At 57.4% G+C, this 15,213-nt stretch carries 14 protein-coding genes; 5 read left to right on the top strand and 9 right to left on the bottom strand.

Going from position 1 to position 15,213, the window contains the following annotated elements; translation table 11 throughout:
- Window positions 1-184: 184 nt before the first annotated feature.
- Entirely contained in the window at window positions 185-964 is a 780-nt protein-coding gene (gene lldR, locus RSQ48_RS04975; RefSeq protein WP_059318777.1) for a transcriptional regulator LldR, read from the top strand.
- A 184-nt stretch (window positions 965-1,148) separates the two neighbouring features.
- Here lldR and gltA read toward each other — a convergent pair whose 3' ends face one another.
- From gltA to RSQ48_RS04940, 7 genes are all read right to left on the bottom strand, one after another.
- Window positions 1,149-2,453, bottom strand: coding sequence for a citrate synthase (gene gltA / locus RSQ48_RS04970; RefSeq protein WP_039943520.1), 1,305 nt, complete (start codon window positions 2,451-2,453; stop codon window positions 1,149-1,151).
- A gap of 18 nt (window positions 2,454-2,471) precedes the next feature.
- Entirely contained in the window at window positions 2,472-2,732 is a 261-nt protein-coding gene (locus RSQ48_RS04965) for a succinate dehydrogenase assembly factor 2 (RefSeq protein ID WP_003802528.1), read from the bottom strand.
- A gap of 18 nt (window positions 2,733-2,750) precedes the next feature.
- The gene (locus RSQ48_RS04960; protein WP_003802530.1) at window positions 2,751-3,467 is read right to left on the bottom strand and encodes a succinate dehydrogenase iron-sulfur subunit; all 717 of its coding nucleotides are present in this window, start codon (window positions 3,465-3,467) and stop codon (window positions 2,751-2,753) included.
- A 13-nt stretch (window positions 3,468-3,480) separates the two neighbouring features.
- Window positions 3,481-5,259 carry a succinate dehydrogenase flavoprotein subunit gene (sdhA, locus tag RSQ48_RS04955; RefSeq protein WP_003802531.1) on the bottom strand — a complete coding sequence of 593 codons (1,779 nt, stop codon included), beginning with the start codon at window positions 5,257-5,259 and terminating at the stop codon, window positions 3,481-3,483.
- 3 nt (window positions 5,260-5,262) lie between these two features.
- On the bottom strand, window positions 5,263-5,646 hold the full coding sequence (gene sdhD, locus RSQ48_RS04950; RefSeq protein WP_003802535.1) for a succinate dehydrogenase, hydrophobic membrane anchor protein: 384 nt from the start codon (window positions 5,644-5,646) through the stop codon (window positions 5,263-5,265).
- Window positions 5,646-6,059, bottom strand: a complete 414-nt coding sequence (gene sdhC, locus RSQ48_RS04945; protein WP_003802537.1) for a succinate dehydrogenase, cytochrome b556 subunit — start codon at window positions 6,057-6,059, stop codon at window positions 5,646-5,648. Before sdhC ends, sdhD begins: the two co-directional genes overlap by 1 nt.
- Before the next feature lie 102 nt (window positions 6,060-6,161).
- Complete coding sequence (locus RSQ48_RS04940; protein ID WP_415302187.1) at window positions 6,162-6,941, bottom strand: GntR family transcriptional regulator; 780 nt, start codon at window positions 6,939-6,941, stop codon at window positions 6,162-6,164.
- 279 nt (window positions 6,942-7,220) lie between these two features.
- Between RSQ48_RS04940 and RSQ48_RS04935 the strand changes: the two genes are divergently transcribed.
- Window positions 7,221-8,210, top strand: a complete 990-nt coding sequence (locus tag RSQ48_RS04935) for a malate dehydrogenase (protein WP_003802540.1) — start codon at window positions 7,221-7,223, stop codon at window positions 8,208-8,210.
- A gap of 127 nt (window positions 8,211-8,337) precedes the next feature.
- On the opposite strand, the gene RSQ48_RS04930 is transcribed toward RSQ48_RS04935, so the two are convergent.
- The gene (locus RSQ48_RS04930) at window positions 8,338-9,162 is read right to left on the bottom strand and encodes a helix-turn-helix transcriptional regulator (protein ID WP_003802542.1); all 825 of its coding nucleotides are present in this window, start codon (window positions 9,160-9,162) and stop codon (window positions 8,338-8,340) included.
- A gap of 101 nt (window positions 9,163-9,263) precedes the next feature.
- Between RSQ48_RS04930 and RSQ48_RS04925 the strand changes: the two genes are divergently transcribed.
- Window positions 9,264-10,724, top strand: a complete 1,461-nt coding sequence (locus tag RSQ48_RS04925; protein ID WP_415302186.1) for an MFS transporter — start codon at window positions 9,264-9,266, stop codon at window positions 10,722-10,724.
- A 55-nt stretch (window positions 10,725-10,779) separates the two neighbouring features.
- On the opposite strand, the gene prpR is transcribed toward RSQ48_RS04925, so the two are convergent.
- Complete coding sequence (gene prpR / locus RSQ48_RS04920; RefSeq protein ID WP_415302185.1) at window positions 10,780-12,693, bottom strand: propionate catabolism operon regulatory protein PrpR; 1,914 nt, start codon at window positions 12,691-12,693, stop codon at window positions 10,780-10,782.
- Window positions 12,694-12,947: 254 nt separating this feature from the next.
- On the opposite strand from prpR, the gene prpB reads away from it, so the two are divergent.
- Window positions 12,948-13,847 carry a methylisocitrate lyase gene (gene prpB / locus RSQ48_RS04915; RefSeq protein WP_003802547.1) on the top strand — a complete coding sequence of 300 codons (900 nt, stop codon included), beginning with the start codon at window positions 12,948-12,950 and terminating at the stop codon, window positions 13,845-13,847.
- Between the two features lie 105 nt (window positions 13,848-13,952).
- The gene (prpC, locus tag RSQ48_RS04910) at window positions 13,953-15,116 is read left to right on the top strand and encodes a 2-methylcitrate synthase (RefSeq protein ID WP_415302184.1); all 1,164 of its coding nucleotides are present in this window, start codon (window positions 13,953-13,955) and stop codon (window positions 15,114-15,116) included.
- The last annotated feature ends 97 nt before the right edge of the window (window positions 15,117-15,213 follow it).

The raw sequence follows: 15,213 nt of genomic DNA, 5'->3' as shown, positions 1-15,213 counted from the left end.
AGACCAGCATGAAACAGATCTTCGGGCAGAAAGGCCGCTTCCCATTTTGTATTTTTGAGCATCATAGCGGTATTACCACCTTTGTATTACCAGCACAAACCCTGACTAGTTTGGCCCCTACCCTCACCAAAATCCTGTGAAATCAAATAAAGTGGTAATACCAATATCCGAGAAAGCCTCTCCCATGACCAAGCAATCCCGCTCGCGCCTGTCAGACCAGGTTGCAGAGAAAATTCGTCAGCTGATTCAGGAGAAACATTTGCAGCCGGGGGACCGCATCCCCTCCGAGCGTCAATTGGCCGAGCAACTGGAGGTCTCGCGCGTGCCCATACGGGAAGCCTTGCGCTCCCTGTGCTCTGAAGGCCTGCTGGTGACCCGCCGCGGCGGCGGTACCTACGTTCAGGATAGCGATCTGATGAACTGGCCGGCCCAAAGCATTGCGCCCCTGGAAGAGTTGATCCATGAAGACCCGCTGTACCGCTACGATGTCCTGGAGGCGCGCCGCGCCCTGGAGGCCAGCACGGCCTGGCATGCAGCGCACCGGGCGACAGAGGCGGACAAAAAGCGCATTGAGCACTGTTTTCAGGTCATGGTCCGTCACCAGCAGAATCAGGATGCAGATCTCTCGGCGCGCGCCGACGCGCAATTTCATCTGGCCATTGCCATGGCCTCGCATAATGTCGTACTGCTGCAACTGATGAACGGTTTATTCCAGCTGGTGTTCTCGACAGTGAAAGAGAACCGACGGGCCATGTTCGAGTTCGACAATGCCCGTGAAGTCGAGATTCTGACTGAACAGCATGAGGGAGTGATGAAGGCGATTCTGAACGGGGACGCAGACCGGGCACGCGAGCTGATTGGCCATCACCTTGATCACGTCCAGGCAAAAGTCCGGCTGTCAGAAGAAAACAAAGCACGTGAGCAACGCATCTTTCGCTTTAGTAACCCTCTCTCTCCACCGTGAGTACAGCTGACTCACGCACCCGTACCCACTCGCGCGTCTGAAATCGGACTGTTTACAAAGGAAAAAAGCAAAAAAAAAGTGCACCATGTGGTGCACTTAGCGTTCTCGCTATGGTCACTGCCCAATAGCGCTGCGGGCCAGATCTACACCCGGGGCAAGCCCCAGGTACCCGGTCCCGCAAGAATTAACGCTGAGCAGGTACATCGCGCTGGGTTGGGCCCACATACAACTGACGTGGACGGCCGATCTTGTAATCAGGATCGGACAGCATTTCGTTCCACTGCGCAATCCAGCCTACGGTACGAGCCAGGGCGAAGATAGCGGTAAACAGGGAGGTTGGAATGCCAATAGCACGCTGAACGATACCCGAGTAGAAGTCCACGTTGGGGTACAGTTTGCGCTCGACAAAGTAAGGATCTTCCAGAGCGATGCGCTCCAGTTCCATGGCCAGTTTGAACAGAGGATCGTTCTCCAGGCCCAGGGCTTCCAGAACTTCCTTGCAGGTTTCCTGCATCAGCTTGGCGCGTGGATCGTAGTTCTTGTAGACACGGTGACCAAAACCCATCAGGCGCACGCCCGAGTTCTTGTCCTTGACCTTCTCCATGAACTCGCCAACCTTGTCGATGCCGCCGTTGGCTTGCAACTCTTCCAGCATGTTCAGGCACGCTTCGTTTGCACCACCGTGAGCAGGACCCCACAAGCAGGCAACGCCCGCAGCGATCGCAGCGAAAGGATTGGTACCCGACGAGCCGCACAGACGAACGGTGGAAGTCGAGGCGTTCTGCTCGTGATCTGCATGCAGGATGAAGATGCGATCCAAAGCGCGCTCAACCACTTCGTTGACCTTGTAGTCTTCGCAAGGGGTGGCGAACATCATGCGCAAGAAGTTGCCGGTGTAGGACAAATCATTCTTGGGATAGATGAATGGCTGTCCCAAAGAATACTTGTACGCCATCGCAACCAGCGTTGGCAGCTTGGCGATCAAGCGAATAGCCGACACATGGCGGTGATGAGGATTCGTGATGTCCGTGGAATCATGGTAGAACGCCGACAAGGCACCGACCAGGCCAGTCAGTATTGCCATGGGGTGAGCGTCCGGACGGAAGCCGCGCAGGAAGTGCTGCATCTGTTCCTGAACCATGGTGTGGTTCGTCACCAGGGAGTCGAACTCCTGTTTCTGCTCGGCGTTAGGCAGCTCGCCGTTCAGGATCAGGTAGCACACATCCATGAAATCGCACTTTTGTGCCAACTGGTCGATAGGGTAACCACGGTACATCAACTGGCCCTTGTCGCCGTCGATGTAGGTGATGCCCGATTCGCACGCCGCCGTCGCCATAAAGCCGGGGTCATAGGTAAACATACCTGTCTGACCGTAGAGCTTACGGATATCGATCACGTCCGGACCTACGGTGCCCTTGTGTACAGGGAACTCAACCGAAGGGCTACCGTCGGAGAAGGATAGCGTGGCTTTTTTTTCTGACAATTCCATCACTTTTTTCCTCAATGGTTATAGCTTTCGCATAATGTCTACTAGTCGCTGAATGTCCGGGGTGGCGTATTGCCCTTCCGGCTCGGAGCGAGCCAGAAGGACATCCAGCAAAACTGTATCGTCCATTTCGAACAAACGGGTCAGGGCCGAGACGTCCTGATCAGTCAGCTCGTTTTCGTATTGATCCAGAAAACGGGTGATCATCAAGTCGTTTTCAAGCAAGCCCCGGCGCGCACGCCAACGCAGACGCGCACGCTCCAATTCCGTCAATGTTCTCATCGGTACATACCCACCTTTTTAGATACTGCGACGCACCAGCATTTCTTTGATCTTGCCGATGGCATGCGAGGGATTCAGTCCTTTTGGACAGACATCCGTACAGTTCATGATCGTGTGGCAACGGAACAAGCGGTAAGGATCTTCCAGATTATCCAGACGCTCGCCAGTAGCCTCGTCACGCGAGTCGGCAATGAAACGATAGGCTTGCAACAAACCGGCAGGACCGACGAACTTGTCGGGGTTCCACCAGAACGAGGGGCAAGAGGTCGAGCAGCAGGCACACAGAATGCACTCGTACAGACCATCGAGTTCCTCACGAGCTTCAGGCGTTTGCAGACGCTCTTTCTCAGGAGGAGGCGCATCGTTGATCAGGAAGGGCTTGACCGAATGGTACTGATCGAAGAAGTGGGTCATGTCCACGATCAGGTCACGGATAACCGGCAGACCTGGCAATGGGCGCAGGACCACAGGTTCTTTCAGGTCGCGCATATTGGTCGTGCAGGCCAGACCGTTCTTGCCATTGATGTTCATGGCATCGGAACCGCACACACCTTCGCGGCAGGAACGACGCAACGCCAGGCTGTCGTCCATATCGTTCTTAATGCGCAAGATCGCATCGAGCAGCATCTTGTCGGTAGGTTCCAACTCGACTTCGATCTTTTGCATGTAGGGACGCTCGTCCTTGTCAGGATCGTAGCGGTAGATTTCAAATTTGACCTTACGTTTTTGGCTCATGTCAGTATCCTGCTTAGAAAGTCCGGGCCTTGGGCGGAATCGTTTCGGCTGTCAGCGGTTTCATCTGGACAGGCTTGTACTCCAGACGGCTGCCTTCCGAGAACCACAAGGTGTGACGCAGCCAGTTCTCGTCGTCACGCTCCGGGTGGTCGTTCAGGGCATGAGCGCCGCGACTTTCCGTACGATTGGCGGCCGACTTGGTCGTGGCACGAGCCACTTCGATCATGTTGGCCACTTCCAGCGCCTCAATACGGGCGGTATTGAAGACTTTGGACTTGTCTTTGAAGTAAATATCCTTGACTTCGGGAACCAGGGATTCGATCTGGTCGACGCCCTTGTGCAGCAGATCCAGGGTACGGAACACGCCACAGTGAGCCTGCATGGCCACGCGAATCTTGTTGCCCACATCCTGAGCCTTTTCGCCCGAGGTACGGGACTCCAGACGATTGACGCGGTCCAGCGAGAACTCGATGGAGGACTCGTTGATTTCCTGGTGAGCGTGATCTTTCTCGGGGTGCGAGTCCACAATGTGGTTGCCGGCAGCGCGACCGAACACGATCAGGTCCAGCAGCGAGTTTGTACCCAGACGGTTGGCACCGTGTACGGACGTGGCCGCACACTCACCGATCGCGTACAGACCGTTGACGATCTTGCTCTCGCCGGTCGGGGTTTGCGTCACCACCTGACCGTAGTAGTTCGTGGGGATACCGCCCATCTGGTAGTGGATGGTGGGAACCACGGGGATCGGGTCCTTGATCGGGTCGACGTTACCGAACTTGATGGCGATCTCGCGAATCGAGGGCAGACGTTTCTTGATGACGTCGGCACCCAGGTGATCCAGCTTCAGCACCACGTAGCTGCCGTCGCCACAACCGCGACCTTCCTTGATTTCCTGGTCCATGGAACGGGACACGAAGTCACGAGGGGCCAGATCTTTCAGGGTGGGAGCGTAACGCTCCATGAAGCGCTCGCCGTCCTTGTTCAACAGGATACCGCCTTCACCGCGCACGCCCTCGGTAATCAGCACGCCGGCACCGGCCACGCCGGTGGGGTGGAATTGCCAGAACTCCATGTCCTGCAAAGGCAGACCTGCACGAGCGGCCATACCCAGACCGTCACCCGTGTTGATGAAGGCGTTGGTGGACGCAGCCCAGATACGGCCAGCACCGCCGGTAGCCAGCACCACGCGCTTGCCTTCCAGAACGTAGATTTCGCCGGTTTCCATTTCCAGGGCAGTCACGCCCAGGACGTCGCCCGCTTCGTTACGCAGCAGATCCAGTGCCATCCACTCCACGAAGAACTGGGTGCGGGCAGCAACGTTACGCTGGTACAGCGTGTGCAACATGGCGTGACCGGTACGGTCAGCTGCCGCACAGGCGCGCTGGACAGGTTTTTCACCAAAGTTGGCGGTGTGACCACCAAATGGACGCTGGTAAATCGTACCGTCCTGGTTGCGGTCAAAAGGCATGCCAAAGTGCTCGAGCTCGTACACTGCGTGCGGCGCTTCACGGCACATGAATTCGATGGCGTCCTGGTCACCCAGCCAGTCCGAACCCTTGACGGTGTCGTACATGTGCCAGTACCAATGGTCCTCGCTCATGTTACCCAGGGAGGCACTGACGCCACCTTGGGCGGCCACCGTGTGGGAGCGGGTTGGGAACACCTTGCTGAGCACAGCCACGGACAAGCCGGCCTGAGCCAATTGCAGGGAACAACGCATACCGGCGCCACCGGCACCGACCACCACTACGTCAAACTGACGGCGGGGCAAAGATTTTGTGATGGAAGCCACGGTTTAGAGACTCCAGATAATTTTTGCAAAAAAGACGACACTGGCCACCAGCCACAGCAAGGTCAACACTTGCAGGAACAAGCGCAGGCCAGCGGGCTTGACGTAGTCCATCCAGATGTCACGCACACCGATCCAGGCGTGCCAGGACAACGACAGGAAAAACAGGGTTGCCAGCAACTGACCCAGAGGCAGGGAGCCGACCGTGAACGAGAACAGGCCGCGCCAGGTCTCGAAATTCAGTTCACTGCTAAACAGGATGCCGCCAATGATGACCAAGGTGTAGATGGCCATGATGACTGCAGTCACCCGCTGTGCCAGAAAGTCCAAGGTACCGTAGTGGGCACCCACTACCAGGCGGTTTGCGCCAATGCGCTCACGATTAGCCATTACCACACCCCAAACAGTTTCAAACCAAACACAACAGTCAGCGCCAGGCTGACCCCAAACACCATGCCGGCCGATTTCTTGGCGGACTCTTTGTCATTACCCAGGTGCAGGTCCAGTGCCAGATAGCGGATGCCGGCACAGAAGTGGTGCAGATAGCCCCAGATCAGCACCAGAAGAATCAGCTTACAGACAGGGTTGTCGACATAGCTGCGCATGGTCTCGAAGGACTCTGGAGAGCTCACGCTCAAAGAGAACAGTGGCAATAGAACGAGCGGCAGGCAAAGAAACAGCAATGCGCCGCTGACACGATGCAAAATCGACGATTTTGCGGCCAGGGGCAAGCGGTAGCTCAATATCTGCGGCACGCTGATATTGCGATACTGCGGACGCTGCTTGGGTGCGGTATCAGACATGATGGCCTCGAAGTAGATAAAAAAAAGTCATAAAATTTTTAACCTTGGTATTTTCACCTATTTGACACGACGATGCAGTATCAAATACCGTATGCCGCCGTACTAGCTGAGTGTGTTTCGGTAATGGAAGCGCTCAGTCAGGTATAAACCCCGGCGCAACTCCATCGGTCGGTCACCATAGGTGTAGGACACACGCTCTACATACAAAAGCGGGGAGCCGGCGGCCACCTGCAGAACCGAGGCAGCCTCTTCGGTGGCGCTGACCGCGCCAATCTTTTCATCGGCACGCACCATGCTCACGCCAAACTTGCTCTCGAACCAGGCATACATCGGGCCCTTGTTCTGCTCGACGGCGTCCAGGGTCAGGCCCTTGAACACCGAGCCGGGCAACCAGATATCGTCATAAATGGTGGGAACCTGATCAAAGGAGAGGACCCGGCGCAAGTTCACCACCATGTCGGACGTGCGCAAATCGAGCAGCACCGCGACATCCGTGGGAGCCTTCATGCGACGAACATCGATGATTCGACTTTGTGAGGCGACCGGCTTGCCGTCATCGGGGGCCAGACGCAAAAACCGAAAACGCACCCGCGCCTCGTGGTGGGTGGCTACAAACGTGCCTTTTCCTTGACGGCGGATCAGAAGATTCTCGGCGGCCAGCTCATCGATAGCCTTGCGCACCGTCCCCTGGCTGACCTGAAAACGTGCGGCCAGTTCCAGCTCACTGGGAATGGCCTCGCCAGGCTTCCACTCGCCACGATCCAGCCCCTGCAGCAGCAAAGCCTTGATCTGTTGATACAGAGGGCTATAGGCCGCGCTAGGAGCGGATTTTTCGATTTCCTGGGTGCGTAGCGGCGGCACGTTCTCAGACATGGGGCTCATAAAAAATGCGCGATAAATACAGCGGGGAACACGCATTTGTTCATAAAATAGACAGTGCGCTAATTTTCGCATGACCGGCCTCGAATGTCTAACGCTCTTATGTCTTATATAAGATATAAGACGTTTGACGTCCTTATCGTTTTGGTCTAGTCTGCGCAGTGAAAAAAGAGACTATTCCTCTTGCGAAAAACCGTTTCCCAAGCCGGCCGCCGGCTCGCAAAAGATTTAAACTGTGTTTTTCGTCACCGTCTTCAAACCCAAAAACGGAGTCATACTCTCATGTCCAAACCCGCAATGCGCGTCGCCGTTACCGGCGCTGCTGGCCAGATTGGCTACGCCCTGCTGTTTCGCATCGCTTCTGGCGAAATGCTGGGCAAAGACCAGCCTGTGATCCTGCAGTTGCTGGAGCTACCCGACGAGAAAGCCCAAAAGGCCCTGAAGGGCGTCATGATGGAACTGGACGACTGCGCGTTCCCCCTGCTGCAAGGCATGTCCGCCCACAGCGACCCTGAAAGCGCATTCAAAGATGTTGATATCGCCCTGCTGGTCGGCGCCCGTCCACGTGGCCCCGGCATGGAGCGTAAAGACCTGCTGGCCTTCAATGCCCAGATCTTCACCGCACAAGGTCGCGCCCTGAACAAAGTTGCCAGCCGCGACGTCAAGGTTCTGGTGGTGGGCAACCCTGCCAACACCAACGCCTACATCGCCATGAAATCGGCTCCTGATCTGCCAGCCAAGAACTTCACCGCCATGCTGCGCCTGGACCACAACCGCGCCCTGTCGCAACTGGCCGCCAAGTCCGGCAAGCCCGTTGCTGACATCGAGAACCTGATCGTTTGGGGCAACCACTCGCCCACGATGTACCCTGACACCCGTTTCGCGACGGTGAACGGTGAGAAGATCGACGCCATCATCAACGATCAGGCCTGGAACCGCGACACCTTCATCCCCACCGTGGGCAAACGTGGCGCCGCCATCATCGAAGCCCGTGGTCTGTCCTCGGCGGCTTCGGCTGCCAATGCCGCCATCGACCACGTGCGTGACTGGGTATTGGGCTCGAACGGCAAATGGGTCACCATGGGCGTTCCTTCGGACGGCTCCTACGGCATTCCTGAAGGCATCGTTTACGGCGTGCCCGTCACCACCGAAAACGGCGAGTACAAACGTGTGGAAGGCCTGGAAATTGACGCCTTCTCGCGTGAGCGCATGGACCACACCTTGAACGAACTGCTGGAAGAACGTGACGGTGTGAAAGACCTGCTGGGTTAATTAAACCGCCAGTGTCTGCAATCCCCGCCCGTATCGGCGGGGATTTTTTTTGCCTGTCGCCTTATCACTGATGCCTGCTGCTCGATACTTCGCGCCTGGAACCAGTGCACTGGAACACGGCACAAGCCTATCCAACCCTAGGCTGGCCGCTCCCGTCGTCTGAATCTTCCTGCACAGACGGCACATACACCACCATACGCAAATGACGACTCTCATCAATGATGAGCGAGGTCTGCTCAAACTCGCGCAACTCCCCATCTACAAGCACGGTGCGTAACGCGCCGCAAGGTGAATGCACATCATGTTGCTCCCACCACTGCTTGAACTCCGGTGATACGCGTTTGAGCTCATTGGCCAGTTCATGAATATCCGTTCCGTCTGTGGCCCGAGCAAAGTCGCGACGAAAACTGGTCAACATCTCCAGCGCCTGCGATTCCCAAGGGACAAAGCGGGTGTGCAAAGCGGGATTCGTAAACATCTGCCACAGAAGATTGCGCTGCCCATCTGGATATGCCCCCAAGCCCAGCAGATCATCCGCCAAGGCATTAAAGCCCAGAACATCCCAGCGTAAATTCAAGACAAAAGCCGGATGCGGCAAGTCGTGCATCAAGCGTCGCACCAAGGGCGGCAAGACACACCAGGTAATTCCTGGCTCGGCAGGCAGGCGCTCATGCGCCAGCAAGAACAAGTGTCTGCGTTCGGCCGCATCCAGTTTCAGAACACGGGCCAAATTGTCCAGAAAGCTGGCCGATACGCCAATATCACGCCCTTGCTCCAACCAGGTGTACCAGGTCAGCCCCACTCCCGCCAAAGCCGCCACCTCCTCGCGCCGCAAGCCCGGAGTGCGGCGCCGTCCGCCACTGGGCAAGCCCACCTCCTCCGGCAAAAGACGTTCACGGCATGCGCGCAAAAAGGCAGACAGCTCCGGGCGTGTTCGCTCCAGCGTCCTCATCAATCAGCACCCCATTGCTTTAAGTAATAGCATAAACAGTTAAATTGTAATTGTTTAAAAAGAGTTCAAGAATACACGGGTTTTCAATTCAGACAAGCATCATGAACTCGAACTCTTATTGCCAAACCCCACCCCCGCCGACGCCCGACACACCGCCCTGGCTAGGCTTGTCCGTTTTACTTCTAGCTGGTTTTGTAACCATTTTTGATTTGTTCGTGGTCAATGTGGCTGTCCCGGACATGCAAAGCAGGCTGGGAGCAAGCTTTAGTCAGATCGGTTTTATTGTGGCGGGCTATGAACTGGCCTTTGGGGTGCTGCTGATCACTGGCGGGCGGCTGGGCGATTTATGGGGTCGGCGCAGGCTCTTTCAGATTGGCATGGCCGGTTTCACATTAGCCTCGGCACTATGCGGGCTGGCACCCAGCGCTTTCTTGCTGATCCTGGCCAGGGTGCTGCAGGGTCTGGCCGCTGCTCTACTTTTTCCCCAGGTCTACGCGTCCATCCGGGTCAACTTTGACGGTGATAACAGCCGTCGCGCCTTTGGTCTGTTGGGAATGACATTGGGTCTGGCCGCGATTGCGGGACAGGTGCTGGGAGGATGGCTGGTTCATTTCAACCTGTTTGATCTGGGCTGGCGCAGCATCTTTCTGATCAACCTGCCTGTGGGTCTGCTGGCGATTGGGGCGGCTCGCTACATTCCCGAAACCCGTGCGCCCCAGGGCCAGGGGCTGGACAGCACGGGTGTGGTTCTCATCAGTCTTGCCCTGAGCCTGCTGCTGATCCCCCTTATCCAAAGCTCAGAGCACGGCTGGCCCCCATCCAGCCTGGCCGCCCTGGCGGCCTCCGGACTTTTGCTTCTGGCTTTCTACAAACAGCAGGAAAAACGCCGACAGACGGGGCAGTCGCCCCTGGTGGATATGCAACTGCTGGCCCAGCCACGCTTTGCCTTAGGCGCTTTACTGGTCCTGCTGGTGTATTCCACGGCCAGCTCGTTCTTTCTCTGCTTTGCCCTTTTGTTGCAAAGCGGCCTGGGTCTGAGTCCGTTTCAGGCGGGCAGTATTTTCGCGCCCGCCAGCGCAGGCTTTGTGACTGCGTCTCTGGGTGCACCACGCCTGGTCGCCCGTTATGGCACCCGTGCGATTACAGCCGGTGCCCTTGGCTATACGCTGTCCTTTGCCTGGCTGATCGCTCAGGTCGCCTGGACAGGAGCCCGGATGGAACCCGCTCACCTGATTCCCGTCCTGATTTTTCTGGGCGCCAGCCAAGGCCTGATCATGACTCCTTTGCTGAATCTGGTTCTGGGTTTTGTCAAAGCGGCTCAGGCAGGCATGGCATCCGGGGTGATTTCCAGCATCCAGCAAGTTGGGGCAGCGCTAGGGGTGGCCGTGGTTGGCCTGCTCTTTACTGCGGGCCGAAACGCAGGTGGTCTTGCCTCCTCCCAGACCGAACAATATGTGGCGGCCTTTGTAGCAGGCATGAGCTATAACCTGCTGGCCTGCATCCTGGTCTGCCTATTACTGATGGCGTTGAGCAAACTCGCTCAATATCAGGAGCAGCCCTGACCACCAACAGCCCCTTCCCCCACGGGCTGGCTTGAGCAGGCGGGCAGCCACTGCCTCACTTCTTGCGCAATTTACGCCACAAGGTGCTGCGACTGATCCCCAGTTGCTGGGCAGCCAGAGCACGATTACCGCCGCATGCTTGCAGCACCTGGGCCACATGCTCCTGTTCATTGCGCTCTTGCCGCTCACGCAGCGCGGGCACCGCCTTCTCTGTGGCGGTCGCCTGCAATTCCGGAGCGATTTCCTCCAGCTGTACCGCCTGCTCCCCCTGGACAGAGCCCAGCACCATCAGCCGCTCAATCAGGTTTTCCAGCTCACGGATATTACCGGGCCAGGCGTAATCAGGGCCCCGCTTCAACAATTGCGTCAGCCACGTTGGCTGCAACGTAAGCGCGCCGCCTAAACGCTGGGCTACTTTCCCCAAAAGATGCTCCACCAGCTCCGGCAGATCGTCGGTGCGCAGCCGCAAAGGCGGCAAGCGCAGCACCAGAATATTCAGGCGATAAAACAAATCCTGGCGGAACACTCCTTCTTTCACCTGCGCCGCCAAATCGCGATGCGTCGCGGCAATCACACGCACATCGACCGGCGTGGGCTCAATCGCCCCGATACGCAAGACTTCCTTCTCCTGCAACACACGCAACAAGCGAGTTTGCAAAGGCAAAGGCATTTCCCCGATTTCATCCAGAAACAAGGTGCCGGTATGAGCCGCTTCCACCAGGCCCACTTTGCCGCCCCGGCTCGAGCCCGTAAATGCCCCTTCCACATAACCGAACAGCTCGCTCTCCAGCAGGCTGTCGGGAAAAGCGGCACAGTTGACTGCCACAAACGGTTGACCACGCCGGGCGCTGGCGCTGTGTATGCCCTGAGCCAGCAGCTCCTTGCCCGTCCCGCTTTCGCCAATGATCAAGGTCGTGGCCGTGCTTTGTGCACAAGCCTGGGCCTGAGCACGTAATGTGCGCATGGCCGAACTCTGCCCTATCAAGTCGGCCAGTTGATAACGGGCATGCCGCGACGCGGTCTGCTGGCTACGTGAGCGCAAACTGCGATCCAGCCGCTGAATGGCTGCCGGGTCCTGACAAATCAACACAGCCCCACTCAGGCGCCCCTGCTCGAGAATCGGCATACGGGTCACAATCGCCGTGCGCCCTCCCACCTGCTGCACCGTATCAAGCTCTACTTCCACACTGCGCAGTGTGCCGGCCAGATCCAGCTCGGGATACAAGGCCCCCAGGCGGCGCCCGATCATGGCCTGAGCAGGCTGACCCAACCAGGCTTCCATGGCCGGGTTCACGGTTTCAATACGCTCATCCCTATCGACTGACACCACACCGTCACGCAACTGCGCCAAAATCGTATTCAAGCGATCCCGACGAGCCGCTTCAGCGCGAGCAACACGGGCTAGTTCGATAGCGGACTCCAAAGCCTGTCGCACTGCTCCTTGTGAATACAGGAGCACGCCTTCCATCTGGTTCTCACGCGCCAGATCCACGACCAGCCCGGGTGCCAGCACCCACTCCACACCCAGCTCTTTCAAATCCTGAACACAGCTACGTGCATCGGCCCCGCTGCGATAGCTGCGTAGCTCCACGGGCAGATCAAAACGCTGCACAAACTCCATCAACTCAAGCGGTATTTCGCCATAGGTCACCACGGCTTTGCGCTCGGCCTGTGCCGAGGCCAGACTGCCCATAATGTCGAAACCACCGGGATGTACCAGCACCACGGGCAGGTCCAGATGCTCACGCAAATAACTGCCGTTGGAACCGGCGGACACCAGAACGTCGATTTCACCTGTTTGTCGCAAAACCTGCACGGTTTCCACGGCCTCGCCATAAGCCTTGTCCACGATCAGAATTTCAGCCTGGGCGCGGAACTGCGGCACCAGCTCCTCCAAGAGAGACCGCAGTCCGTGCAAACCGAACGCCACCAGACGCAGACGAGCAGGAAGGGAAGACGGATAAGGCATGTGGTTTCATCCAGGCATCAACAATGCGACATTGTTTCAAATTACGTTTCAACATTGAAACACAAAACAGTGAAAGGCAGTATTCACGAAAAGAACTGACGCGTGCAAACCATGGCAGAAATCCCCGCCTAGTCTGGCTTCAGGCGTTTCATCGCCCCCATACCTGAACTTGGCACAGCATTTGCTTTATTGAAACCAACCCATCGCAGCATCACGCTGACGACATTTTTTTATCTTGTGATCTGGAGCCCCAAATGAGCCAAAATCCACTGACATCGGCAGGCGCCCGTTTCCGCCAGGCCCTGCGCGACGAGCAGCCTTTGCAAATCATTGGCGCCATCAACGCCAATCACGCCTTGTTGGCACAACGAGCCAATTACCGTGCCATTTATCTGTCGGGCGGCGGTGTGGCTGCCGGGTCCCTGGGTCTGCCTGACCTGGGTATCAATACCCTGGACGATGTCCTGACCGACATTCGTCGTATTACCGATGTGTGCGATCTGCCCCTGATGGTGGACATTGACACCGGCTTTGGCGCCTCGGCCTTCAACATCGCTCGCACCATCAAAAGCCTGATCAAGTTTGGCGCGGCTGCCTGCCACATTGAGGATCAGGTAGGTGCCAAGCGTTGCGGTCACCGCCCCGGCAAGGAAATTGTCAGCACGGAGGAAATGGCTGACCGCGTGAAAGCCGCTGTGGATGCTCGCACCGACCCGGATTTTTTCATCATGGCCCGCACGGACGCGATTGCAGTGGAGGGCGTGGATGCCGCCCTGGAGCGAGCCCAGGCCTGCGTGGAGGCTGGTGCTGACGGCATTTTTGCCGAGGCCTGCTACGATCTGGACACCTATCGGCGTTTTACCGACACCCTGAATGTGCCCGTGTTGGCCAATATCACAGAATTTGGACAAACCCCACTGTTTACCGTGCAGGAACTGGCCTCGGTCAATGTCGCCATGGTTCTCTATCCACTGTCCGCATTCCGCGCCATGAACAAAGCAGCCGAAACCGTCTATCAGGCGATCCGCCGTGACGGGCATCAAAAAAATGTCATCGATTTGATGCAGACTCGCGAGGAACTGTACGATCGTATCGGCTACCATGCTTACGAGCAAAGCCTCGACAAGCTGTTTCAGAAAAACAAGAAATCCTGAGCCATCACAGGCTCCCGCCAGACCCACCAAACCGGGCCTCGCGCGGGTCAAAACCCCATTTGGCAGCCAGCCTCGCGCGGGCTGCCCAGCAACCAGGAGACCTTTATGAGCAGTACCGAGAACACCCCTAGCACTGGCTTCAAGCCCAAGAAATCTGTTGCCTTGTCTGGCGTTGTCGCAGGTAATACCGCCTTGTGCACGGTCGGTCGCAGCGGCAATGACCTGCACTACCGCGGCTACGACATCCTGGACTTGGCCCAGGCTTGCGAATTTGAGGAAGTGGCTTACTTGCTGATTCACGGCAAGCTGCCTAACCGCAATGAATTGCGCGCCTACAAGCAAAAACTCAAGCGTCTGCGCGGCCTGCCCCTGGCCCTGCAAAGCGCACTGGAAACCCTGCCCGCCCACAGCCACCCCATGGACGTGATGCGCACGGCCGTATCGGTGCTGGGTTGTGTGCTGCCTGAAAAGGACGACCACAACCTGCCCGACGCCCGCGACATCGCGGACCGCCTGCTGGCCTGCCTGGGCTCTGCCCTGCTGTACTGGTATCACTACAGCCACAATGGCGAGATGATCGACGTGCAGACCGACGATGACAGCATCGGCGCGCACTTCCTGCACCTGCTGCATGGCGAAAAGCCTTCGGCCGAGTGGGAAAAAGCCATGCACGTGTCGCTGAACCTGTACGCCGAACACGAATTCAACGCCTCCACCTTCACCAGCCGCGTCATTGCCGGTACAGGCTCGGACTTTTATTCCGCGATCTCCGGCGCCATTGGCGCCCTGCGCGGCCCCAAGCACGGCGGTGCCAACGAAGTGGCTTTTGAAATCCAGAAGCGCTACGAGACGGCCGACCAGGCCGAAGAAGACATCCGCAAGCGCGTGGAGAACAAGGAAGTCATTATTGGCTTTGGCCACCCCGTCTACACCATTTCCGACCCCCGCAATGAAGTTATCAAATCGGTGGCCAAGGAGCTGGCCCTGGCCGATGGCAACACTCGCATGTATGAAATTGCCGAGCGTCTGGAAAGCGTGATGTGGGAAGTGAAAAAAATGTTCCCCAACCTGGACTGGTTCTCGGCCGTGTCTTACCACACCATGGGCGTGCCCACCGCCATGTTCACGCCCTTGTTTGTGATTGCGCGTACCGCAGGCTGGGCCGCTCACATCATCGAGCAGCGCGTGGACAACAAGATCATTCGTCCTACCGCCAACTACATTGGCCCTGAGAATCAGCGCTTCGTACCCCTGGATGAGCGCCCATAAGTCATAGATCCTGGGCTATTATTCGCCTGTGATCTTGACCACAAGCCAACGCGCAAGCCTCACCGTTTCCGGTGAGCCCGAGCGAGGCAAGGTGGAA

Source organism: Alcaligenes sp. SJTW-7 (assembly GCF_047716895.1).
Taxonomy (GTDB): Bacteria; Pseudomonadota; Gammaproteobacteria; order Burkholderiales; family Burkholderiaceae_B; genus Alcaligenes; species Alcaligenes ammonioxydans.
The sequence above is the reverse complement of the archived record's forward strand: the minus strand, read 5'-3'. Positions and strand labels throughout refer to the sequence as shown.